The sequence below is a fragment of the Aeromonas sp. HMWF016 genome (genome assembly GCF_963878195.1).
GTDB classification, from domain to species: domain Bacteria; phylum Pseudomonadota; class Gammaproteobacteria; order Enterobacterales; family Aeromonadaceae; genus Aeromonas; species Aeromonas lacus.
Genome location: NZ_CAWNWX010000026.1, coordinates 74,436 through 96,681 on the forward strand (window position 1 = coordinate 74,436; position 22,246 = coordinate 96,681).

Annotated in this window: 18 protein-coding genes and 1 pseudogene; 10 read left to right on the forward strand and 9 right to left on the reverse strand. The window is 61.2% G+C overall.

All coding sequences use genetic code 11. The annotated features are described in order from the left end of the window. Positions 1-29: 29 nt before the first annotated feature. Positions 30-656, reverse strand: a complete 627-nt coding sequence (locus AACS24_RS04075; RefSeq protein ID WP_108572439.1) for a glutathione S-transferase N-terminal domain-containing protein — start codon at positions 654-656, stop codon at positions 30-32. Positions 657-824: 168 nt separating this feature from the next. Between AACS24_RS04075 and AACS24_RS04080 the strand changes: the two genes are divergently transcribed. The 4 genes from AACS24_RS04080 (at position 825) to AACS24_RS04095 (ending at position 4,346) form a co-directional block, all read left to right on the forward strand. Then, complete coding sequence (locus AACS24_RS04080) at positions 825-1,469, forward strand: response regulator transcription factor (protein WP_033115787.1); 645 nt, start codon at positions 825-827, stop codon at positions 1,467-1,469. Between the two features lie 87 nt (positions 1,470-1,556). After that, complete coding sequence (locus tag AACS24_RS04085) at positions 1,557-2,138, forward strand: TetR/AcrR family transcriptional regulator (RefSeq protein ID WP_108572440.1); 582 nt, start codon at positions 1,557-1,559, stop codon at positions 2,136-2,138. Positions 2,139-2,209: 71 nt separating this feature from the next. After that, on the forward strand, positions 2,210-3,088 hold the full coding sequence (locus tag AACS24_RS04090; RefSeq protein ID WP_181364303.1) for an alpha/beta hydrolase: 879 nt from the start codon (positions 2,210-2,212) through the stop codon (positions 3,086-3,088). 112 nt (positions 3,089-3,200) lie between these two features. After that, on the forward strand, positions 3,201-4,346 hold the full coding sequence (locus AACS24_RS04095; RefSeq protein ID WP_108572441.1) for a patatin-like phospholipase family protein: 1,146 nt from the start codon (positions 3,201-3,203) through the stop codon (positions 4,344-4,346). Positions 4,347-4,352: 6 nt separating this feature from the next. Here the strand turns inward: AACS24_RS04095 and AACS24_RS04100 are convergent, their stop codons facing one another. Continuing rightward, on the reverse strand, positions 4,353-6,305 hold the full coding sequence (locus AACS24_RS04100; protein ID WP_181364304.1) for a monovalent cation:proton antiporter family protein: 1,953 nt from the start codon (positions 6,303-6,305) through the stop codon (positions 4,353-4,355). A gap of 120 nt (positions 6,306-6,425) precedes the next feature. Between AACS24_RS04100 and AACS24_RS04105 the strand changes: the two genes are divergently transcribed. After that, the gene (locus AACS24_RS04105) at positions 6,426-7,328 is read left to right on the forward strand and encodes a GGDEF domain-containing protein (RefSeq protein ID WP_033115791.1); all 903 of its coding nucleotides are present in this window, start codon (positions 6,426-6,428) and stop codon (positions 7,326-7,328) included. A gap of 54 nt (positions 7,329-7,382) precedes the next feature. On the opposite strand, the gene tilS is transcribed toward AACS24_RS04105, so the two are convergent. Further along, positions 7,383-8,741 carry a tRNA lysidine(34) synthetase TilS gene (tilS, locus tag AACS24_RS04110; RefSeq protein ID WP_108572442.1) on the reverse strand — a complete coding sequence of 453 codons (1,359 nt, stop codon included), beginning with the start codon at positions 8,739-8,741 and terminating at the stop codon, positions 7,383-7,385. A gap of 221 nt (positions 8,742-8,962) precedes the next feature. Between tilS and AACS24_RS04115 the strand changes: the two genes are divergently transcribed. The 3 genes from AACS24_RS04115 to AACS24_RS04125 all read left to right on the forward strand — a co-directional run bounded on the left by AACS24_RS04115 (position 8,963) and on the right by AACS24_RS04125 (position 12,210). Continuing rightward, positions 8,963-10,996, forward strand: coding sequence for a M13 family metallopeptidase (locus tag AACS24_RS04115; protein WP_181364305.1), 2,034 nt, complete (start codon positions 8,963-8,965; stop codon positions 10,994-10,996). 49 nt (positions 10,997-11,045) lie between these two features. Further along, the gene (locus AACS24_RS04120) at positions 11,046-11,717 is read left to right on the forward strand and encodes a hypothetical protein (RefSeq protein ID WP_146181455.1); all 672 of its coding nucleotides are present in this window, start codon (positions 11,046-11,048) and stop codon (positions 11,715-11,717) included. A 61-nt stretch (positions 11,718-11,778) separates the two neighbouring features. Continuing rightward, positions 11,779-12,210, forward strand: a complete 432-nt coding sequence (locus tag AACS24_RS04125; protein WP_108572444.1) for a PliI family lysozyme inhibitor of I-type lysozyme — start codon at positions 11,779-11,781, stop codon at positions 12,208-12,210. An 81-nt stretch (positions 12,211-12,291) separates the two neighbouring features. Here AACS24_RS04125 and pdxY read toward each other — a convergent pair whose 3' ends face one another. From pdxY to cadC, 5 genes are all read right to left on the reverse strand, one after another. Next, positions 12,292-13,155: a pyridoxal kinase PdxY gene (gene pdxY, locus AACS24_RS04130; RefSeq protein WP_108572445.1), complete on the reverse strand. Its 864-nt coding sequence runs from the start codon at positions 13,153-13,155 to the stop codon at positions 12,292-12,294. Between the two features lie 71 nt (positions 13,156-13,226). Further along, the gene (locus tag AACS24_RS04135; RefSeq protein WP_108572446.1) at positions 13,227-15,359 is read right to left on the reverse strand and encodes a lysine decarboxylase CadA; all 2,133 of its coding nucleotides are present in this window, start codon (positions 15,357-15,359) and stop codon (positions 13,227-13,229) included. 77 nt (positions 15,360-15,436) lie between these two features. Further along, positions 15,437-16,771, reverse strand: a complete 1,335-nt coding sequence (gene cadB / locus AACS24_RS04140; protein WP_108572447.1) for a cadaverine/lysine antiporter — start codon at positions 16,769-16,771, stop codon at positions 15,437-15,439. A 113-nt stretch (positions 16,772-16,884) separates the two neighbouring features. After that, positions 16,885-17,169: a hypothetical protein gene (locus tag AACS24_RS04145; protein ID WP_108572448.1), complete on the reverse strand. Its 285-nt coding sequence runs from the start codon at positions 17,167-17,169 to the stop codon at positions 16,885-16,887. Positions 17,170-17,550: 381 nt separating this feature from the next. Beyond that, on the reverse strand, positions 17,551-19,083 hold the full coding sequence (gene cadC / locus AACS24_RS04150; protein ID WP_108572449.1) for a lysine decarboxylation/transport transcriptional activator CadC: 1,533 nt from the start codon (positions 19,081-19,083) through the stop codon (positions 17,551-17,553). Positions 19,084-19,713: 630 nt separating this feature from the next. Between cadC and AACS24_RS04155 the strand changes: the two genes are divergently transcribed. Continuing rightward, the gene (locus AACS24_RS04155; RefSeq protein ID WP_108572451.1) at positions 19,714-21,447 is read left to right on the forward strand and encodes an ABC-F family ATP-binding cassette domain-containing protein; all 1,734 of its coding nucleotides are present in this window, start codon (positions 19,714-19,716) and stop codon (positions 21,445-21,447) included. Between the two features lie 68 nt (positions 21,448-21,515). Beyond that, positions 21,516-22,052, forward strand: a complete 537-nt coding sequence (locus AACS24_RS04160) for a GNAT family N-acetyltransferase (RefSeq protein ID WP_108572452.1) — start codon at positions 21,516-21,518, stop codon at positions 22,050-22,052. Positions 22,053-22,093: 41 nt separating this feature from the next. On the opposite strand, the pseudogene AACS24_RS04165 reads toward AACS24_RS04160, so the two are convergent. Beyond that, a pseudogene (locus tag AACS24_RS04165) lies at positions 22,094-22,246 on the reverse strand (L-methionine/branched-chain amino acid transporter); the annotation flags it as partial.

Consider the following 22,246-nt stretch of genomic DNA (forward strand, 5'->3'; position numbering starts at 1 on the left):
GCTCCCCTCTCTTTTGCACGCCTATCGACTTACTGCGTCTGGCGTACAGCCGCCGGCCACTGCAGGCGAGCTTTGACCAAGGTCTCCTGCCACAAGGGCCAGGCCAATAGTGCCTGCTGATAGACCCCCGCCTGACCGGGCAACAGAATACCGTAGCTGGCCAGCCGATAGGCCATCACCGCATAGAAGGCGTCGACAATACCCGCCTCGCCAAAGTAGAAGGGGCCCCGCGCCTGCGACCAGACCTCCTGCAAACGGGCCAGCTCGCCCACCGCCTCAACCGGCGGCTCGCTGCGGGTGGGAGCACCAAGGAAGAAGGGGAGCAGAGTGCGGCTCTGGCGAAAACCGGCGTGCAGCTCGGCGCAGAGGCTGCGAGCCAGTGCCCGCTCGGCCTGAGATACGGGATAGAGCTGGCGATCGGGGCACAGCTCGTGGATGTATTCGGCGATAGCAAGCGAGTCGTGTACCCGCACGCCATCGTGTTCGAGCCAGGGCACCAGCCCGGCCGGCGCCACCCGCTTGAGCCGCACCAACGACTTGGCATCTTCCAGATCGAACACCTGCTCCTGCCATGTCAGGCCGCTCATGGCGAGCACCAGTGCCGCCCGCATCGCCCAGGTGGAGCCCGTGCCCACCGTCAATACCAGAACTCCCATCTTTGCCTCCTGCAGGGACTTGCGCTTTACGCCCCGTCGGCCTCTTGGCACGACATCCAGCGCCAGCTTCACATTTGCGCACAGGCAGGTTTGACCCTCCCGATGAGCGATGCTAGTTTGATTTTTCAAAACAATCAGTTAGCAACCATGTGAGCCATTAACTGAGATATGGACAGCCAATTTACCATCGTCATCGCAGATGACCACCCCCTGTTTCGGGGCGCCCTCTATCAAGCGGTGCACATGGCCATCAACGATGCCCATCTGCTGGAAGCGGACTCCATCGACAGCCTTACCCACCTCCTCGGCGAGCATCCGGAGGTCGACCTGCTGCTGCTCGATCTCAAGATGCCGGGCGCCAACGGCTTTGAAGGGCTGGCTCACCTGCGCGGCCAATATCCCGACCTGCCGGTCGTGGTGGTATCCGCCTCGGAAGACCCCGCCATCATCCAGCAGGTGCTGCGCCTTGGCGCACTCGGCTTCATTCCCAAGTCGGCGCCGATGAAGGAGCTGGTCACCGCCCTCAATACGGTGATCGGGGGCGATAACTGGGTACCAGAGGGGATCTCGCTCCATCCCGAATCGGAAGATGGCCCCGATTTCGCCAGCAAGCTGGCCAGCCTCACTCCCCAGCAGTACAAGGTGCTGATCATGCTGCGCGACGGCAGTCTCAACAAGCAGATAGCCTGGGAACTCAACGTCTCCGAAGCCACCATCAAGGCTCATATCACGGCGATTTTCCGCAAACTCGGGGTCAAGAACCGCACTCAGGCGGTCATCGCGTTGCAGCAGATGGATATCAAGGAGGGTTGAGCCCTCCCATCCTGCACGCAACCTATCTACCGCTCGACAAATAGCACGATCGTACTTTATGCTGCCACCAGCCATGAGGAGATCACGATGAGCAAGGGGCGCCTGACCCGGGAAAACATTTTGCAGACAGCCTTCGAGCAGGCGAGCCAGCAAGGGCTGGAGAGCCTCACCATCGGCTCGCTGGCCAACGCTTGCGAGATGTCGAAAAGCGGCCTGTTCGCCCACTTTCACTCTCGCGACAATCTGCAGATTGCCGTGCTGGAGTTCGCTGCCGAAGTGTTTCGGACACGGGTGATCCAGCCAGTGCGCCAGCAGGAATACCAGAGCCAACACGACAAGCTGATCGCCCTGTTGCAGGCCTGGCTGGCCTGGAACCAGAGCTTTGCCGGTCGCTGCATGTTTCTCGATGCCTGGACTTCGGCGCAGGAGGGTGAGGTGCAGCAGGCAGCCCGCCAGCTGGTGCGCTTCTGGCTCGACTATCTGGCTCGTCAGGTGACACAGGGACAGGTAGAGGGGGAGTGGCGCGAGGGGATGGATCCCTGGCGTGCCGTCTACCGCCTTTATGGCCTCTATCTGGCGGATCAGGTGTTCAACGCCCTCAATCTGTGTCAGGATCCGGCCCGCCACTTCTGGCCCGAAGTGGAAGATCTGCTCGCCAGCTGGCGCTGATCTCCTGGCAATCCTTTTTTAAAACCAACAAAAAAGCACGACCGTTCGCACATAAAAACCACAGGATGACCATGAGCAGCAAGATCTACTTCAACACCCGCCGCTTCAGCCCGAGCAAATGGCTGCTGGGGATCGGCACCCGATTGCACCATACCCTGGCACCCGGCCATGCCAAGCGCACTGCCAGCAAGTTGCTGCTGACCCCCCAGCGCAACCAGCGGGACAACGCAGCGCCAGCCGGTCTGGTCAAGCAGGCCGTCCATACCAGCGAAGGGACACTGATGAGCTACCGGCTCGGTCAGGGGCCGCTCTGGCTGCTGATGCACGGCTGGTCAGGCAGTGCCAGCCAGTTCTATCCGCTGATGAGTCACATCGCCGCGCAGGGTTTTACGGCAATAGCCTACGATCACCCGGCCCACGGCCACAGCGCCGGTCATACCGGCCACCTACCCCGCTTCGTGCGCGCCTTCGACGAACTGGCCGCCCGGCTGGCTACGGAAGTGGGCCCTGTCCATGGGGTTATCGCCCACAGCATGGGGGGCGCCGTCACCCTCTCCAGCCGCCAGCAGCATCTCGACGGACTGCCGCTGCTGCTCATCTCGCCGGTGCTCGACTATGTGCCCCAGCTCTACGGCATGGTGGCACGCTCCGGCTACTCCATCCGGCTGTTCGATGCGGTGGTCAAGGAGATTGAGCAGGAGTATCAGCACCCCTTGAGCACGGTCGATCCACTGGGTCGCCTTGCCAGCCGCAGCGGCGAGGCCATCATAGTGCACGACGAAGAGGACAGATTCGCCCCCCATAGCGACTCCCTGCGGGCCAGCCAGGATGGGCATACCCGGCTGGTGAGCACCCGGGGTCTGGGCCACGGTCGCATTCTTGCCAGTGCGCCGGTATTCGCCGCCTTCGATCAGCTGGCTCGACCGGAAAATCCCCACCGTGCCCTTTGACCGGGGACCATGAAAAAAACGGGCAAGCGCCCGTTTTTATATTTGATACAGCGCCTTATAGTTAATTTGTCAGTGGGAGCATCCTTGTCAGAACACTATAAGGCGCCAGCATATGGCCAGACCCAATACAGCGTTGTTGCTCACCGGAGGCGGAGCGCGCGCCGCCTATCAGGTCGGCGCTCTCAAGGCCGTGGCGGAGCTCTATCCGCGCAATCTCGGCATCCCTTTTCCCATTCTGTGCGGCACCTCGGCCGGGGCCATCAACGTCACCGCACTCGCCTGCTACGCCTCCAGCTTTCATCTGGGCGTGCGCAAGCTGGAGTGGGTCTGGCGCCGCTTCGAGACCCACCACATCTTCGATTTTCACCCGGGGCGCCTGCTGTGGCGACTGATGTACGAAGGCTCGGCTGGCCTCATCAATCCCGATACCAACCACGCCTTTCATCTGTTTGACAACGCGCCGCTGCGCCGCCTGCTGGATCAGCTCATCGACTATCACCGCATCGATGACAACATCCTCTACGGCAGTCTGGAGGCGCTTGCCATCACGGCATCAGACTACGACGACGGTCTCTCCACCACCTTTTTTCAGGGGCGGGCCGACCACCATCCCTGGGAGCGAGCCAGACGGCGTGGGGTGCGCACCCTGCTTACCTCGGATCATCTGCTCGCCTCCTCGGCGCTCCCCTTTGTCTTTCCGGCAACCCATATCGGCGACAAGTTCTACGGCGACGGCTCAATCCATCAGCTGAGCCCGCTCAGCCCCGCCATCCATCTGGGGGCGGAGCGGATCCTGCTGATCACTCTCGATCCGCCGGCACACTCGGCACCCACTCACCACCATGGCCATCTCACCAGCTCCAATATCGCCAGCCATCTGCTCGATACCGTCTTTACCGACACCCTCAACTCCGATCTGGAGCGGCTGTGGCGCATCAACCAGACTCTGGATCTTATTCCGGAGCGGGAGCGCAATCGCCTCAAGCTGAAGCGGGTGGAGACCTGCGTGCTCAAGCCAAGCGAAGATCTCGATGCCATCGCGCTGGCCTATCTGCGCAAGCTGCCGGTGCAGTTGCGCCGCCTGTTGCGCGTGTTGGGGGTGAAGGGGGATGAGACCAGCAGTCTGGCCAGTTTTCTGATGTTCTATCCGGGCTACTGCCAGCAGCTGATCAAGCTGGGCTATCGGGACACCCTGAGGGAGCAGGCCCGGGTGATCGACTTTCTCGGCATCGAGGCTCAGCCAAAGGAGAAAGAGTAACGCTTCTCAGCGCCCCTCGAGCAGGCGCTGCTCCGCCTGCTCGATGGCGACCGCGGAACCAAACAGGATCAGCCGATCGCCAGCCTGCAGGGTCAGCTCATCCCGAGGCTCCAGCATCTGATCGCCACGCTGAACCTCCTTGATCCTCACCTCATCCAGCGGCAGCTCCCGCACTTCGCGCCCCACAGCCCACGCCTGATCATGCAGCATCAATGGGTGGAGACGCTCGAGCAGCTGGTCAGCCTCAAGGTTGTTGGCGCTCTTATCTCCCCAGTAGAAGCCGTGCAGAAAGCGGTACTGGCTGCTGCGCTCATGCTCCATGCGCCGGATCACCCGCCCGAGGGGAATATCGCAATTGACCAGCAGATGGGAGACCAGCATCAGAGCCCCCTCTTGGGATTCCGGGATCACCTCGAAGGCTCCCGCCAGCTTGTACTGCTCGAGAAAGCTGTCATCCCGGGTGCGTACCAGCACCTTGAGCTCTCCTGCCAACTCGCGGATCAGCGCCAGCATCGCCTCCACCCGCTTGCGATCGTCGAAGGTGATGATCACCAGCCGGGCCCGCAGCAGACCGGCCGCCAGCAGGATATCGCGCCGGCTGGCATCGCCAAAGGCCACCTGCTCCCCTGCCAGCTTGGCCTCGCTCACCCGCTCCGGATCAAGGTCGAGCGCCAGAAACGGGATCTCCTCAAGCTTGAGAAAACGGGCACAGGTCTGCCCCGCCCGACCAAATCCGGCAATGATGACGTGCTGGCTCTTGCTAAGCCCGGACTGGGCGACTTCGGAGCGGGTCAACAGCGCCGGATCGGTCAGACTGCGGGCCAGCGAGTGGGCCTGCGTGACCAGCCAGGGGGTCATGGCGATGGAGATGATGCCGATGCCAATCAGCCGGGAGACCAGTTGCGGATCCAGCAGGCCGTGGTGGAGCGCCAACGCCAGCAGTACAAAGCCGAACTCCCCCACCTGACTCAACATGATACCGGCCGCCATGCTGTCGCGCTTGCGCTCCCCCATCAGCCGGCCGGCCAGCAGCACCAGCAGGGATTTGCAGAGCACTAGCAGCACCACGCAGAGCAACACCTGCCACCATGCCTGCGCCACCAACACCCAGTCCATGTTCATCCCGATGGTGATGAAAAAGAGCCCCATCAGCACGTCGCGAAAGGGCTTGATATCCACTTCAAGCTGATGGCGATAGTGGGACTCCCCCAGCATCATGCCGGCCAGAAAGGCTCCCAGCGCCATCGAGAGGCCGAGCGAATAGGTCATGAAAGCGGCCAGCAACGCCACCAGCAGGGCGCTCAGCACGAACAGTTCGTCGGAGCGGGCCCGCGCCACCTCATGAAACAGCAGCGGCAACAGCCACTTGCCCACTGCCAGCAAGCTCAACAGGGCAAAGCTCCCCTTGAGAATCGCCCAGGCGATCTCGGCAGCCAGCGCGCTGCCCTGCACCTGTGGCTCGGCCAGAATGGGGATCATCACCAGCAGGGGCACCACCGCCAGATCCTGAAACAGCAGCACACTCACCCCCAACTGGGCACGACGGGTATGGAGCTGCTTCTGCTCGCCCAGCTGCTTGATCACCACCGCCGTCGAGGAGAGCGCCAGCGTGCCCCCCACCACCAGCGCCTGCGCCAGACTCAGCCCCAGATGCCAGCCAAACCAGAAGAAGAGCAGCGAGGTGAGCAGCACCTGCAAGCCGCCTACTCCCAACACCAGATAGCGCATCGCCAGCAGCTTGGGGAGGGAGAACTCCAGCCCCAGCGAGAACATCAGAAAGACGATCCCGAGCTCGGCGATGGTCTGCATGATCGACTGGCCGGTGATCACCGCCAGCCCGTGCGGGCCCAGAAGTACGCCGGCAATCAGGTAGGCGAGGATCACCGGCAAGCCGAAGCGTCGGAAAATTGCCACCAGCAGGACGGCGGCGAAGAGCAGGATCAGCAGGTCTGTGTACAAATTTTCCCCTCCTTTTTATCAACTTAAGTCTAGTCAGCCGATCCTTGGCTCAGGAAACATATATTGGGCATGCCAATTGCAGGTGAAGGGGAGCAGTCAAGTGGTTACAGGTGGAAGACCATGGAAAACAGATCGTCACTCAATGGCTTTAGCCATGGCATCGAGCAGTGGGTTCGCCAGATGGAGCGGCTCACGCCCTTGCCCAGCGTAGAACGCAATCAGTTGCTGGAGCAGTTGCTGGGGCAGCACGAGCTCGGCGGCCTGCTGACAACTTTTGCCGATCGAGCGGCAAAAATTGTCAGGATCCACAGTCTCTATATGGACGGTAGCCACCCCCATGTACTGATCCAGCACCCACCGATGGCCACCCTCAACCTGCACAGCTACCTGTTCGAGCTGCGCGGCCAGCATGAGCAGCTACTCGGCCAACTCCACTACGAGCTGGAACACCCGCTGAGCGGCAGCCAGCAGCGTGTGCTGCTGCAGTACCATCAGCTGCTCAGCCTGTTGCTGCCGCTCTACATGCGGCTGGAGAAGCTGGATCAGCAGGTGCGCCTCGATCACCTGACCGGCCTTGGCAACCGATCCTATTTTGACGAAGCGATTGGCCGCGCCATCGAGCAGCACAGCCGCGAGCCCCATGGTCTGGTGCTGGTGCTGCTAGATCTCGATCGCTTCAAGCAGATCAACGACACCTGGGGCCACCCGGTCGGGGATCTGGTACTGAGCCGCTTTGCCCAGCTGCTCAAGGGGTGCATCCGCAGTACGGATCAGGCCTTCCGGCTCGGGGGGGATGAGTTCGCCCTGCTGCTGCAACCGGCCGAACCCGAGGCGTGGCGCCCGGTCTGGCTGCGCCTGCAGCACATGCTGATGACCAACAAGGAGCTCAGCACTTTCTCGGTCGGTTGCAGTCTGGGGGCCGCCAGCTGGCAATCAGGCGTCAGTGTACAAGCTCTTTACGAGGCGGCAGACAGCCACCTCTACGCCCGCAAAAAAGCCGGCAAAGCCGGCCTCGCGGAATAACCGGGTACTCTTCTTTGCTCCGGCACATGCAGCCATGTGACCGGAGCCCTTTTTTCACTCAGGTTCCTGCTCAGGCAACAGCAACCCCCCTTGCGTTGGCAACCATTGACATGAAAGCCCCCCCTGCTCTGCCATAAATCCGTCGCAGACAAAGAGTCCGACCACAGCCGCGACCTGCTCGCCATAGTAGAGGATAGGGATCCGCCCCCGCTGCCACGACGGCACGCCGTACTCCTGCAGCAGCTTCTTCAAGCGTCGGCTGCCACCGCGTCCCACCGGCTTCAGCATGGCCCCCGGCGCCACGCCAAAGCGCACCGACAGAGGCTCCTCCGGCCGCGGCAAACGCAGCAACCCCTCTCCCGCTTTCTCCATACGCACCACCAGTTCACCCAACCCATCCGGCAGGGTAAGCGGCTCGCCCGGCGTCAGCGCCAGCACCTGATGGCAAGATTGCAGACCCGGAGCGACCAGATAGAGGCGCTCCTGAAAACGGCGGCAACTCAGACCGCCCCAGTTGAGCTGCGGGTTGGCATCGGGCCGCGCCAGCGCCACCTCCTGCCACAACCTCGCAAGCTGCTCGCGCGATGGCATCTCGCCTCCCTGACGGCGGATCCAGTAGCGCAGCAGGTTGTTGCGCCGGGTCGGCGAGAGGGCGTGCAGCGGGCCGATATGGAGCGCCTCCCCTTCGCCGGCCAGCTGCCAGTCGCTCTCGGCCAGCTCGTCCAGCAGCGCCTCCTGCTCGGCACACAGCGCCATGCTGCGGACGGCAGTACGGGCAATGGCAGGCCAGCGCGCCTTGAGCTGGGGGATAAGCGTCTGGCGCAGAAAATTGCGGTCATAACTCACATCCTGATTGCTCTCATCCTCGACCCAACCATAAGGCAGGGTGGCGGCAACCTCGGCCAGTTCGGCCCGGCTGATCTCGAGCAGCGGCCGCAGCAGCAGACCGCCAGCAAAGGGCTGGCTTGGCAGGATGCCGGCCAGACCGCGCAGACCGGCGCCGCGCTTGAGGGCCAGCAGCAGGGTCTCCAGCTGATCATCCTGATGGTGGGCAGTGAGCAGCCACTCCCCCTCCGTCATGTGCGCCATCAGCCGCTGGTAGCGGGCGGTGCGTGCCTGCGCTTCCAGACTCTCGCCATTGCCGCGGGCAAGGGTTACCCGCTCGACCAGCAGTTCCACCGCCAATTGCCGACACACGGCTTCACAATGAGCGACCCACTCATCGGCATGGGAGCTGAGACCGTGGTGCACGTGCAGGGCTCGAAGCGGCAGGCCGCGCTCACGGGCAAATTGCGCTGCCAGCGCCAGTAGCAGGGTAGAATCAAGGCCACCGCTGAAGGCCACCAGCAGGCGAGTGGAACCTTCCGGTTCTGGCAGAGTCAGACAAAAGCGAGAATAAAGATGAGAAATCATAGGCTTCCCCAAAACGGACCGGCCGATCTTAGCAGAGTCGCGGCTGGCAAGCTGCACTGCGGCGACTAGGGGCTCGTTCGGGATTATTTATCCTGACGACGCCGCTTGCGCCGGCACGGCAACCCACCCTAGAGTAGGGCTCGCCTGCGCAGACCCGAAAGTCACCAGTTCAGAAGAGGCGCAGACAGGGAAGCAAACAACCCGATGTGGAATCAGATCCCATGAACAACAAGAAAAGCATTCTGGCCGGCCTTATCGGGCTGGCCCTATTGGCTGGTTGCAGCCAGGCGCCCGAGAGCGCACCGAAACACTCCGGACTGGCGCTGGCCAATATGGATACCCGGGTCAAACCCGGTGATGACTTCTTCCGCTACGTCAACGGAAAGTGGCTTGCCACCGTCAAGATCCCCGACGATCGCCCCGCCGATGGCGCCTTCTACATGCTGCGGGACAAATCTCTCGCCGACGTGCGAGTGCTGGTCGAAGGGCTGGCCCATCAGCAGACCGCCACCGGCACGCCGACCCAACAGATCCGCGATCTCTACGCCAGTTATCTGGATCAGGCAGGCCGCGATGCCAAGGGGCTAACCCCGTTGGCCCCCGCCCTTGCCGACATCGACCGGATCCATGATCAGGCGGCACTGGCCCGCGCCTTTGCCCAAAGTGGCCGTATGGGCGGTGGCGCACCGTTCGGTATCTGGATCGATGCCGACGCCAAGGCGCCGGATCGCTATGCGGTCTACCTCTATCAGGGGGGACTGGGGCTGCCGGATCGGGACTACTACCTCAAGCAGGATCCCGACAGTCAGGCGCTGCGCCAGAAGTATCAGCAGCACATCGCCGCCATGCTGAGCCGCCTCGGCGAGTCTGACCCGAGCGGCAAGGCAAAACGCATTCTGGCCCTCGAAACCCGGCTCGCCACCATCCAGTGGGACAACGTGGCCCTGCGGGCTCGGGAGAAGAACTACAACAAGCGCCCCGCCAGCGAACTGGCGCGGCTCGCCCCTCATCTCGACTGGCAGGCTTATCTGAACGCCGCGGGCATCGCAGCCCAGCCAGAGCTCGTCATCGGCCAGCCGACCTATCTGAGCGCGCTGGATCAGGTGATGGCCCAAACTCCCATCGCCGACTGGCAGGCCTACCTCAAGTGGCAACTACTGACCGACTACGCCCCCTATCTCGACAGCGAGACCGATCGGGCCAACTTCGCCTTCTACGGCACCACCCTGAGCGGCACGCCCAAGCAGCGGGCCAGCTGGGAGCGTGGGCTGGGGGTGCTGAACGATCATCTGGGCGAAGCGGTCGGCCAGCTCTATGTGGCCCGTTATTTCCCGCCCGCGGCCAAGGAGCGGATGGAGCAGCTGGTGGAGAACCTGCGCACCGCCTATCGCCAGAGCATTGAAGAGCTGGACTGGATGTCGCCGGAGACCAAGACCCAGGCGCTCGAGAAGCTGGCCAAGTTCCGACCCAAGATCGGCTACCCCGACAAGTGGAAGGATTACAGCGCCATCGCCATCAAAGCGGACGATCTGGTGGGCAACCTGCAGCGCTCGCAGGCCTTCGAATATGCCGACAATCTGGCTCGCCTCGGCAAGCCGGTCGATCGGGACGAGTGGCACATGTCGCCGCAGACGGTGAACGCCTACTACAACCCGAGCAACAACGAGATCGTCTTCCCGGCGGCCATTTTGCAGCCCCCCTTCTTCGACATGACAGCTGATGACGCAGTCAACTATGGCGCCATCGGCGGGGTGATCGGCCACGAGATGGGCCACGGTTTTGATGATCAGGGGGCCAAATCCGACGGCGACGGCATGATGCGCGACTGGTGGACGCCGCAGGATCTCAAGGAGTTCCGCTTCCGCACCAGCCGGCTGGTGGCCCAGTACAACCGCTTCGAGCCCATCAACGGCCAGTTCGTCAACGGCCAGTTCACCCTGGGCGAGAACATCGGCGATCTGGGCGGCCTCACCATAGCCCACAAGGCCTACGAGCTGTCGCTCGATGGCAAGGAGGCGCCGGTGCTGGACGGCTTCACCGGCGAGCAGCGTTTCTTCCTCGGCTGGGCGCAGGTGTGGAAAGGGATGTATCGTCCCGAGCTGATGCAGATGCTGCTGCGCTCCGACCCACACTCGCCGCCCGAGTACCGGGTCAACGGCGTGGTGCCGAATATTCCCGCCTTCTACGAGGCATTCAACATCCAGCCGGGAGACAAGCTCTATCTGCCGCCCCAGAAACGGGTGAAGATCTGGTAATGATAAAAAGCAGGGCCCAATCATGGGCCCTGATACCAAAGAGAAAAATATGAACAAGACGCTTCTGGCTCTGGGACTTCTTTCCCTATATGCGAGTGCTACTGAAGCTTGGGCCAGTACCATCAAACAGCGAGAGTGCTATCCCTCACAGGATCTTCGTATTTGTCTGTATCAGGATTCTCGCGTTGTATCGGATCCAAATGCGGGTTTTTATTCTGAAGCTGAAGGCCCTTGGGAACCACCTCTGGTCAACGCAGAAATACGCATTTTTGGCACAAACAATGAACAACTTGCTCGATTGAAGGTATTTCGTTTAGCAAAAATCAGTCCTACCAAGTTGGTAGATCAAGCAAAACCAGTATTTCTTCTGGATGAAGATCGCTCTATGGGAGCCGGAGGATTTAATGGTGTGGAATCACGACCTTTTACTGCATCACCCAAAGGCATCCATTTTTTACCGCTAAAAGGATCTGATATAAACAAAACATGGACACTTTTATCAGCACTAAGGGCTAATTGGCGCGAAGTTCCCTCCGGTTTTTTGGTAGTAAGTTCTTTCCCAGATATCCCTAAACAAGGTGAGTGGGATGGCGAGTCGACCAAAACCACATTTAGCAGACTAACTCTCGACAAAGGCATATTTACTATTTCAAGTAGAAGCGAACCCATATATTGGGAAAGTGAAAGTGATTTTCCAGAAGAACAGTTGTTTCCAAAGTAGTGAACTCAAGAAACAAATGAATACCTTTCATCCAAATAGCCAACACATGACAGGAGCTGCCATGAACCGAGCATTATTATTTCTTTTGGTTATTGGTACATCAGTTCAAGCCGAAGAGGGATTTAGCAAACAGCTGACACTCCCTTCCGGTCAGGTGATCACGGTAGCTGAAGGACGCGGTGAACCCGCCTCCATCGGCAGCTACGACGTGCGCCTCTACTCCGGCGCCAACCCCCAGTTCCCGCTGGATCAGTTCATCGACGGCAAGGTGCTGCCGCGCGATGGCTCCATCAAGGAGCTGAAATTGCTGGATCTCAACGGTGACAAGCAGCCCGAGCTGGTGGTCATCATGGAGAGCGCTGGCAGCGGCAGCTACCTGAGCGCCGACGCCTTTACCATCAGTGCGCAGGAGGGGCTCGACACCTTCAACCATGTCGAGGGACTCGGGCCCAAGGAGGATGTGATCGAGGCGCTCAAGGATCCCAAGGATTAAGGCGCGACAGCCCCCCATGCTTCAGAAATAGAAAAAGCCCTGACCAGCAGGGCTTTTTTGTATCCAGAATCGGCGACGCATCTACTCAAGGCGAGTGGCCCGGGTACGCACCAGCGGCAGCGCCATCTCATGCTGGGCCGCCACCAGTTGCAGCTCATAGGCCCCAGTCAACCAAGTGCGAGCCAGCACCGCATCGACACTGGCATTGGTACGCTCGAACGCCACCACCGGAGTGAAACCGGCCAGCAGATTGGCCAGCATGGTGGCGCTTAGCAGATCCCCGACTCCGATGGGGTGGCGAGCAAAAGGGTAGAGCGGACGCGAGAGGTGAAACGCCCCCTCCTCGCACACCAGCAGCATCTCGAAGCGATCCATGGCAAAGCCGGCTTTGCCCAGATGTTTCACCAGCACCATCTTGACCCCCTGCTCGCGCAGCTGCTGGCACGCCGCCAGCGCCTGCGAGACATTGCCGATGTCGCGACCGGTCAGCTGCTCCAGCTCCAGCAGGTTGGGGGCCAGCAGATCTGCGCTGGGCAAGGCCCGCTCCCGGAAAAAGTCGGTGACGCCGGGCGCCACTATGCACCCCTTGTCCGGGTGACCCATCACGGGATCGCAGAAGTAGAGGGCACCGGGATTGCATGCCTTAAGCCGGGCCACCGCCGCCAGGATCTCCTCCCCCTGTTCGGCCGAACCGAGATAGCCACTGAGCAGCGCATCGCACTGGGCCAGCACGCCGATCTCCGCCAGCCCATCCACCAGCTGGGCGATATGGCCCGCCGGCATCACCATCCCCTGCCACCCCTCACTGTACTGGGTGTGGTTGGAGAACTGCACCGTATTCATCGGCCACACCTCGATGCCGAGGCGACGCATGGGAAAGACGGCGGCACTGTTGCCGGCACAGCCAAAGACCACATGGGATTGAATGGAGAGCACTCGCTTCATGATGACTCACGCAAGAAAAGAGAAATTCCGGAGGGAAAAACGGGCCTTGCGGCCCGTTGTTGTCACTGTGATTAACGCAGCACCTTGACGGTGTAGCTGCCATCGGCCTGACGATAGAGGCCGTGGATGTCGGTCTCGAAGCCCGGGTAGTGGGCACCGATCTCGCACAGCATCTCGAGGAATTCGAGCACCGGCAGAGAATCCCTGGTCACCATCTCGCCCGGCAGAACCAGCGGTACTCCCGGCGGGTACGGCAGGATCATGTTGGCGCTGATGCGGTCAACCATGTCACGCAGCGGCACTTCCACCACGTTGCCGGCCAGCTCTTGCTGCCATGCGGCGTGCGGAGTCATCTTCATCTCCGGCAGTACATCGAACGCCTTGAACATCAGCTCCGGCAGACGGTACTTGCTGGTCAGCTCGTGAATGCGCTGCGCCAGCTCCTGAATGCGCATCCCTTCGTAGAAGCTCGGGTCTTCACGATAGAGGCTCGGCAGGATGCTCTTGATGGTCAGGTTCAGGTCGTAGCCGCGCTTGAACTCGGTCAGGGCGCGCAGCAGCTGCATCGCCTTGGACTGATCGATACCGATGGAGAAGAGGAACAGCATGTTGTAGGGGCCGGTCTTCTCGACCACGATGCCGCGCTCGTCCAGGAACTTGGAGACCAGAGAGGCAGGGATGCCCTTCTCCAGCAGCTGGCCGTCACGACCCATACCCGGAGTCAGCAGAGTGACCTTGATCGGATCCAGGTACATGTGGTTGTCATCGATGTCCTTGAAGCCGTGCCAGTCATCTTTCGGATCCAGCTTCCAGCACTCGACGGTGTCGATGTTGTCCGGCTGCCATACGTCGAAGAACCAGCCTTCGCTCTGATCACGCAGACGCTTGATCTCTTTGCGGAAGGAGATGGCGCGATCGATGGAGTCCTTGATCAGACGCTTGCCGGTGTTGCCACGCATCATGGCAGCGGAGATCTCGGTTGATGCCACGATGCCGTACTGCGGCGAGGTGGAGGTGTGCATCATGAAGGCTTCGTTGAAGGTCTCCTCCTCCACGTCACCCTTGATATGGATCATCGAGGCCTGGGAGAAGGCCGCCAGCAGCTTGTGGGTGGACTGGGTTTCGTAGAACACCTTGCCCGGCATCGCTTCGCCGCTCATGCCGCACTTGCCTTCGTAGATCGGGCTGAAGTTGGTGTAAGGCACCCAGGCACTGTCGAAGTGGATGTAAGGAGTATCCAGACTCTCCTTGATGAAGCCGGTGTTGTAGAGCAGGCCATCATAGGTGGAGTTGGTCACTACGGCGTAACGGGGAGCCTCGGCACCCGGTGTCGCGGCAACCTTGGCAGCGATGGTTTCACGGCTGAATTCGCTCTGCGGGATACCACCCAGAATGCCGTAGGCGTTGCGGGTCGGACGGAAATAGATCGGAGTCACGTCGTTCATCATCATCAGGTGAGTGAGCGACTTGTGGCAGTTGCGGTCAACCAGCACGGTGCTGCCCGCCGGCGCGGAGTACATGCCGACGATCTTGTTGGCAGTGGAGGTGCCGTTGGTAACGATGTAGGAGCGATCGGCGTTGAAGGTACGGGCGATGTACTCTTCGGCTTCCTTGTGCGGACCGGAGTGATCCAGCAGGGAGCCCAGCTCCGGCATGGAGATGGAGACGTCAGCCTTGAACGCGTTCGGGCCGTAGAAGTCATAGAAGATGCTGCCGGCCGGGCTCATCTGGAAGGCGGTACCGCCCATGTGACCCGGAGTACAGAAGGTATATTTACCCTCTTCCACGTACTTGAACAGCGCCTTGGTGAACGGCGGCAGGATGGCGTCCTGATACTCCTGAGTGGCCTGACCCATCTTGAGGGCGATGTCGTCAGCCATGCCGAGACGGTACTCGAAGAAGTGCACGTTCAGACGCAGGTCGGTCAGGTGAATGTCCAGGGTGGACTGGTCGTTGGCGAAGGCGAAGATCGGCAGCTTCTCGTTGCGATCGTGGATCTCCTTGCACAGACCCAGAGAGTATTTGTCCCAGTCGAAGATGGCGCCGCAAACGCGGGGGTTCTTCTCAATCAGTTTCAGCAGGTCGGCAACGTCGACCGGATAAACAACCTCGAAACCCTTGCGCTCGAGGGAGGCTTGCAGCTGGCGAATGGGTTCTTCTTTAAAGAAAACGCCGAGGTGGTTGAGGATGGCAATGATATTCATCGTAATGCTCCACACGTAAAGGGGCGCTCTCCATCAGGGATGGTGAGTGAAGAGCGCTCGGAAGATAAAAGGGGAAATCAGTTGCTGGGTTGTTCGTTCAGCAGGGCATCGTGCTGACGCAGACCCAGTTTTTTGGCGTAGAACATCAGGATGATGAGCGACACCACGAAGGTAGCTGTGAGGTTGGAACCCTTGGCACCCATCAGGGCTACCAGACAGAAGACGCAGGCCACACCGGAGAAGATCATGGCGCCGATGCTGCGGGAGGTCATGCCCTCGAAGCGGATCAGGTTAATGCTGGAGTAGAAGTAGGGCAGCATGGTCAGCAGCACCGCATCTGTTGTCAGCACGTTGAACAAGTCGGCAGCATGAGCGGACTGGGAGGTGAAGGCGGTCAGGCCAATCATCAGGGCAGTCATCTTCAAGGAGCCGAGGATCAGACCCTTCTTGGCCACGCCGTTCTTGTCCACTTCGCCGTAGATTTTCGGGAAGTTGCCGTCGTTGGCGGCACGCTTGCCCGCCTCGCCTACCAGCATCATCCAGGAACCGAGCGAGGTGAAGCAGGCCAGAGCGGTGAAGGCAGAGACGAACGGAGCAGACCAGCTACCGAAGATAGCGGAAGAGGCCATGGCAAACGGGGCGCCGGAAGCAGCCACCTCACCGGCCGGGAACATGCCGCTGATCACCTGGGTAGAGAGGATGTAGATAACCCCTGCGATACCGGTACCCAGCATGGTGGCGAGCGGTACGGTACGTTTCGGATTCTTAACCATGCCGGAAGAGACGGCAGCAGATTCAACACCAACGAAGGACCAGAGGCAGATCAACACAGCACTGATGACCGCATGCAGGTCGCTACCACTGGTGGTGTTCCAGTTCTGGCTGTAGACGGCGCTGTCAAAGTGAGTCCAGCCTACCAGAGCGGTACCCACCACCGGCAGCAGGATCAATACCAGACCCAGAGTACAGAGTCGGCTCACCCAGCTACCGCCAAGCAGGTTGACGAAGGTGAAGACCCAGACGGCGGCGATGGTGGCTGCAGCGGCCGGGATCGGGCTGTTGAGAATGGGGAAAAAGACGGAGAGGTAGGAGACGCCGGTAATGGCGATGGCCAGGTTACCGATCCAGTTGGCGTGGTAGTAGAGCACACCGGTCTGGAAACCGAATACCGGAGAGATCTCACCGGCGTAGGCAATGGGGCCACCCTCTTGCGGGTTCTTGGTAGCGAGGCGGGCGAAAACGAAGGCGAGGCCCATGGCGCCTACCAGACAGATAGCCCAGCTGAATACAGAAATGGAACCTATGTTGGCCAGTGCGGAAGGCAGCAGTGCGATACCGCTCCCCATCATGTTGCCGGCCACTACACCTGTACAGGCGATAAGGCCGATCTTCTTGCTCGTATCTAGGGACATAAGATCTCCGGGTCTTTAAAAAGGTCGGGTCGTCACATACACAGTTGGCACAACGTCCGGCCAACGAATGGGCACAGACTAGGCCTCTCGTCCCCGAAAAACATAAGGAGCAGCTAACGGATAAAAATATGAGGCAACTTTTTTCGCTGCCCTGTCGTTTTTGATAAAAACCATTTAAAAACAGCTAATTGACACCAACCCACACCACCATCTTGATAAAACCTTGATATCCGGAGTCCCGGTTTTTTCGCCTTGATAACCCCTTTATCTCGCCGTCTTGATATTTTTCCCGCGATAAACCCGGGATAAAGGAACTCGAACAGAGCCACCCCCATCTCTCCCGTCCTATCCATCTCATCGACCCGACCAATCCCATCGCCATAAGCGCCATCCGGCATGCAGTTCACTCTCTCCTTGCATGGCTGCCGCTCCTCAGACGAAGGGGCATCAGCCTGCTCAATGCACTGTTGGCAACCCGTGCGGCACCATGGCCATATGCGCTAAATGACGTAATCGGAAGAAGTTCGCTCCGGCTGGACATAGCTGGATGTACGGGAATGCGGGAAATGGATGATGCAGAGAAGCGACAAGAACCAACGGGGTTCCCGGCACGGTTCGCCGGAAGATCACCCGGGGTTGCTCACCACGATATAGCTTGCAGATAGCCTCTTTTCAGGAGCCTCAAACCTGATAAAGGCGGCCAGAAACGGCTCAGGCCACCCGAAGGTGGCCTGAGCGAAGGGCAGGATGTCATGTCGGCCGCAACAAAGGGCGCAGGATTAGAAGAGCTTCACCTTGCTCTGACCCAGCGCATCGAACAGAGCCGGGGTGAGGGTCTCCATATTGCTGTAGAAACCGAGCTGCTGGCAGAGCAGATAGGTCTGCTCGGTCGCCTCCATCAGGAACGCCTGACTGTAGGCATCCCCAGCCTCTTCCGGGCGGCCGTCCAGCTCCGCCAGCTTGCCCTGCAGTATGTAATAGAGCACCGAGCGGCCGCGTTTTGCCGCCAGCTCCAGCAGATAGTTCGCCTGCTGCTGCTCGCTGTTGAGCACCGCCTGCAGCGCCAGCGCCTCCCACACCCGGGATGGCATGGCGCCACCATTTTGCACTACGCGGGCGAGATGGGTTCCCACCTCCTGCAGCCGTTCGCTCTCGGACTTGCCAGCCAGGGTTGCCAGCACCTCACCGGCCAGATAGCGCTCCGCCAGCAGCAGCGGTTGATCTGGCTGGAGCGCCAGCGCCTCCTCCAGCAGCTCGATACCGCGCTTGAGGGCGACCGGATCCCGGCTGTTGGTGTAGTAGTGAGCCTCCATCATCGCCATCAGGGAGGCATCATCGGTCGGCCACCCCATGCCCGACTCGGCATCCGGCTGATCGAGGGCGCGCAGCAGATCCTGACTGCTCTCCTGCAGCACGCCATGCACGTTATGGCGGCTGAGCTGGTACTGGTGGCTGAACAGCACCCGGTTGGTGTTGATATTGCGGTACTCCAGATCGAGGTAGGTGCCGCGCGGCTGGCGCGAGACCCGCACGCTCAGCTCCTTGCCGGGCATGATGCCCCCCATCAGGGTGGTGGCGCCATACTGCACCCGCAGTGGCGTCGTCGCCGCTACCTCGGCCATCAGGGCGCGAGTGATGCCATCGGCAAGGCGGACGTTCTCGTTGTTGTCATCCATGCCGGAGTGGAAACGGAACACCAGCAGGTTGGGATCCAGCATGGAGTGCACCTGTGGCGCCGTGTGCTGGTAACTGAGCAGGCTGACGATGGCAACCAGAATGACTGCCACGAAGATATCGAAACTCACCATCTTCCAGCGGCTGCGGGCATCCTTGGCATGGTTGGAGATGGCACGGGTCAGGGGCCCGGCGGGAAAAGGGGCCATATTGGAGAGTGGCTCATCCTCAGCGGGTGGACTGAGGTCGGAGAGGGTCGGATTGAGCTGGGAATTGGCAGAGGAGACCACATGCTCCTCGGCAGCGACCAGCTCCTGTTGCGGCCGTACCGGCGCCACCAGTTTGTAGCCACGCTTGGGCACGGTGACGATATAGTCGGTCGCATCAGTGCGACCATCTTTGAGGATCTTGCGCAGTTCGAAGATGGACTGGGTCACTACCTGATCGGTCACCTCGGCGCCGTCCCACACCTCGTTGATCAGGGCATCGCGACCAAACACGGTGCCGGCATTGCGGGCCAGAAACCGCAACAGGTTGACCAGCCGGGGTTCGAGGTAGACCTCGCGGTCGGGACGACAGAGCGTGTTGTCGTCAACGCTCAGGGTCCAGTCATGGATCTCAAAAACCGATTCGCTCATGATTCACTCGCAGCAGATGGAGACAATGCTCGATGAGAGTGACGCAGGACCTGGGCTGACTGAACGGAACGAAGCGCTGTCACGCAAGGGCGACAGAGAAGAAGAGAACCGAAGCAGTAACATCTCTGTGAGCCAGTCTGGCCAGGCCATCCTGTTGACGTCTGAAGGGCATCCTTGCGGGCATTCCGGGCTGAGCCGGAAAAGAATCACTTTAAGCAAAACGAGAGCCGGATCCCACTTTTTTTGCCGACAAATCACCGATGAGTTGATCCAACAGGGGGTTTGGGGCCAGGGATTAGAGAATCGCGGGCCCATATGGGCAACCTTTCCATGGCCCCTCCCACAACGATGATGAATTGTTGAACTGGATCCGGCTCTCTTCTTATAATCGCCGCACCGTGCCATAACGAAACACAAGGAGGTAAAACATGGTTATCCAAGCGTGCCCGATCATTTCGGCCCGCCTGTTCGGCACATTTGCCTGCTCTTGCCTGCATACCATCGCGCTGCGATAGCGGGTTCGAGCAAAGCCGACTCCCCTCCATACCGAGACCTTTCTCGACTCTGCCGTTGTCGCCAGCGCTCCTGATGACAGGGATTTCCGATCCTGCGATTTAAGAGAGCAAGAGCATGACAACCCTGATGAGTACCCATTCCCTGCAGATGAGTGCGGGGCACCTTCCGTTATTTGACAATCTCGAACTCGGCATCCGCGCAGGCGACAGGCTCGGCCTGATTGGCGCCAACGGCTGCGGCAAGAGCACCCTGCTGGCGCTGCTGGCGGGCGAGCGCACGCCTCAGGCTGGTCGGATCGTGCAAGCCGCAGCCTGCCGCTGCGAGTTCGTGGCCCAGCAACTGCCCGCCGGGCTCTCAACCCTCAGCACCCGCGCTGTGCTGTTTGACGCTTTGGCCAACGACCCCGCCGCCGAATGGCAAGTGGACAAGCTGCTGGCCGAGCTGCAGCTGGAGGCTCAGGCCGCGCTGCCGGTCAGTGCGCTGAGCGGCGGCCAGCACAGTCGGCTGCAGATAGGCCGTGCCCTGCTGCGCCAACCCAACCTGCTGCTGCTCGATGAGCCCAGCAACCATCTGGATCTGCCCGCCCTGCTCTGGCTCGAGCAGTTTCTGCTGGGCTGGCGCGGCGCCTTCGTGCTGGTCTCCCACGATGGCCGTCTGCTGGACCGGGTCACCGAGCAGACCCTGATCCTGCAGGGTGGCGAGCTGCACCGCTTCGCCCTGCCCTGCAGCCAGGCGCGGGCGGAGCTGGCCGCCGAGGATGAGCAGGCCCGCCTGCGCCGGGCTGACGAGCAAAAAGAGATCGACCGCCTGAGTGCCAGCAGCAAACGCCTCGCCATTTGGGGGCGGGAGCATGACAACGAGAAGCTGGTGCGCCAGGCCAAATCCATGGAAAAACGCATCGCCCGCCTGCAGGAGGAGCAGAGCCAGGTGGCGGCGCTGGCCCCCTGGCGGCTCGAGCTGCGCGGAGTGAGCCTGCCTGCCGATACCCTGCTGCGGCTGGAGGCCCTCGACGTATCACCAGCACCGGACCTGCCGCCGCTGCTGCGCGCCGAAGGGCTCTGGCTGCGGGCGGGAGACAAGGTCGCCCTGCTCGGTGCCAACGGCACCGGCAAGTCCTCCCTGCTGCGCCAGTGCTGGCGCGAACTGGCCGCGCAGAGCCCGCAGGCAGGCTGGTACTGCCACCCCGGCGCCAGCATCGCCTATTACGATCAGTCCCTGCAGCAGCTGGCTGACGACGCCACCCTGAGCGATGCCCTCTACCCGCTGGCCCCTCTGCCGGAGACCACGCGGCGTCAGGCGCTGATCCGGGCGGGCTTCCCTTATGCCCGCCACGGCCAGCAGGTGCATACCTTGAGCGGAGGCGAGCGGGCACGGCTGCTGTTTCTCGCCCTGTCGCTCGGCAGCCACCACATGCTCTGGCTCGACGAGCCGACCAACCACCTGGATCTGGCGGGCAAGGAGGAGCTGACCGACGCCATTACCGCCTTCCCGGGGGGCGTGCTGCTGGTCTCCCACGACAGGGAGCTGATCGAGCGCAGCTGCAACCGCTTCTGGCTGATCAGGGACGGGCAGATCCGGGAGGCCCACAGCGCCGAGCGGGCCTATGCCGAACTGCTCGGCGATGCCCCCTTGCCGGCAGCAGACAAGGCAAGCCGGGCCCTCCCCGCAACGGCGCAGGCACTGGCCAGCCCGGCGGATGACGAAGAGGCGCTGCTGGCACGCTGGTATGAACTCGATGCCCTGCTCGCCGCCGATCTGGCCCGCAAGCCCAGACACCAGACCCCGCGCTTGCAGCAGCAGTGGCAGAGCGAGCTGGCGCACCTTGCCGAGCGGCTCGGCTTTGCCTGATGCCAGCCAGATCTATCCCTTATTACTCAACTCACGCGGCCAACCCAGGTTGGCCGCAAGGAATCATCATGACATCAACACAACCCGACATCAGACTGGATCCCGTCACCGATGCCGACCTGCCCCACATCTTCCGCGGCCTGTCGGATCCGCGGGTCGTCGCCTACTATGGCGTCAGCTACGACAGCCTGACGGCGTGCCAGGCCCAGATGGCGTGGTATGCCGAGCTAACCCGCAGCGGGCGCGGTGCCTGGCACCTCATTCGCGACCGGCACACGGGCGAACCGCTCGGGGCAATCGGCTACAACGATGCCGACCCGACTCACCGGCGGGCCGAGCTGGGCTACTGGCTCTATCCCGAGCATTGGGGCAAGGGGGTGATGAGCGCGGCGCTGCAACTGTGGCTGCCGCTCACTTACCGCACTACCGAGCTGCACCGCCTGCTGGCGGTGGTGGAGGAGCCCAACCTCCCCTCCGCCCGTCTGCTCGAGCGGGCCGGTTTTCACTATGAGGGCACGGCGCGGGAGTGTGAGCGCAAGGGGGATGGCTTCATCTCCCTGCGCCACTACGCCATCTTGCGCAGCGACCTGCCCGCAAGCCACTGACAGGCAACAAAAAGCCCCGCATGCGGGGCTTTTTTCGGGGGCTACTTGATGGCGCAAATATCGTCAGAGGTCAACAAGCGGCGTCTGCGCCGCCACAGCGAGAAGCCGCCGTAGCAAAAACTCAGCACCACCGCATAGAGCACCTGGGAGGCGAGCGCCACCAGCACCAGAGCGCAGAGCAGCACGCTCACCCC

Excerpts from the sequence above, each read along its gene's own strand:
- AACS24_RS04075 (WP_108572439.1), bottom strand. The coding sequence starts at position 656 with ATGGGAGTTCTGGTATTGACGGTGGGCACGGGCTCCACCTGGGCGATG.
- AACS24_RS04080 (WP_033115787.1), top strand. The coding sequence starts at position 825 with ATGGACAGCCAATTTACCATCGTCATCGCAGATGACCACCCCCTGTTT.
- AACS24_RS04085 (WP_108572440.1), top strand. The coding sequence starts at position 1,557 with ATGAGCAAGGGGCGCCTGACCCGGGAAAACATTTTGCAGACAGCCTTC.
- AACS24_RS04090 (WP_181364303.1), top strand. The coding sequence starts at position 2,210 with ATGAGCAGCAAGATCTACTTCAACACCCGCCGCTTCAGCCCGAGCAAA.
- AACS24_RS04095 (WP_108572441.1), top strand. The coding sequence starts at position 3,201 with ATGGCCAGACCCAATACAGCGTTGTTGCTCACCGGAGGCGGAGCGCGC.
- AACS24_RS04105 (WP_033115791.1), top strand. The coding sequence starts at position 6,426 with ATGGAAAACAGATCGTCACTCAATGGCTTTAGCCATGGCATCGAGCAG.
- tilS (WP_108572442.1), bottom strand. The coding sequence starts at position 8,741 with ATGATTTCTCATCTTTATTCTCGCTTTTGTCTGACTCTGCCAGAACCG.
- AACS24_RS04115 (WP_181364305.1), top strand. The coding sequence starts at position 8,963 with ATGAACAACAAGAAAAGCATTCTGGCCGGCCTTATCGGGCTGGCCCTA.
- AACS24_RS04120 (WP_146181455.1), top strand. The coding sequence starts at position 11,046 with ATGAACAAGACGCTTCTGGCTCTGGGACTTCTTTCCCTATATGCGAGT.
- AACS24_RS04125 (WP_108572444.1), top strand. The coding sequence starts at position 11,779 with ATGAACCGAGCATTATTATTTCTTTTGGTTATTGGTACATCAGTTCAA.
- pdxY (WP_108572445.1), bottom strand. The coding sequence starts at position 13,155 with ATGAAGCGAGTGCTCTCCATTCAATCCCATGTGGTCTTTGGCTGTGCC.
- AACS24_RS04135 (WP_108572446.1), bottom strand. The coding sequence starts at position 15,359 with ATGAATATCATTGCCATCCTCAACCACCTCGGCGTTTTCTTTAAAGAA.
- cadB (WP_108572447.1), bottom strand. The coding sequence starts at position 16,771 with ATGTCCCTAGATACGAGCAAGAAGATCGGCCTTATCGCCTGTACAGGT.
- AACS24_RS04145 (WP_108572448.1), bottom strand. The coding sequence starts at position 17,169 with ATGCCGGATGGCGCTTATGGCGATGGGATTGGTCGGGTCGATGAGATG.
- cadC (WP_108572449.1), bottom strand. The coding sequence starts at position 19,083 with ATGAGCGAATCGGTTTTTGAGATCCATGACTGGACCCTGAGCGTTGAC.
- AACS24_RS04155 (WP_108572451.1), top strand. The coding sequence starts at position 19,714 with ATGACAACCCTGATGAGTACCCATTCCCTGCAGATGAGTGCGGGGCAC.
- AACS24_RS04160 (WP_108572452.1), top strand. The coding sequence starts at position 21,516 with ATGACATCAACACAACCCGACATCAGACTGGATCCCGTCACCGATGCC.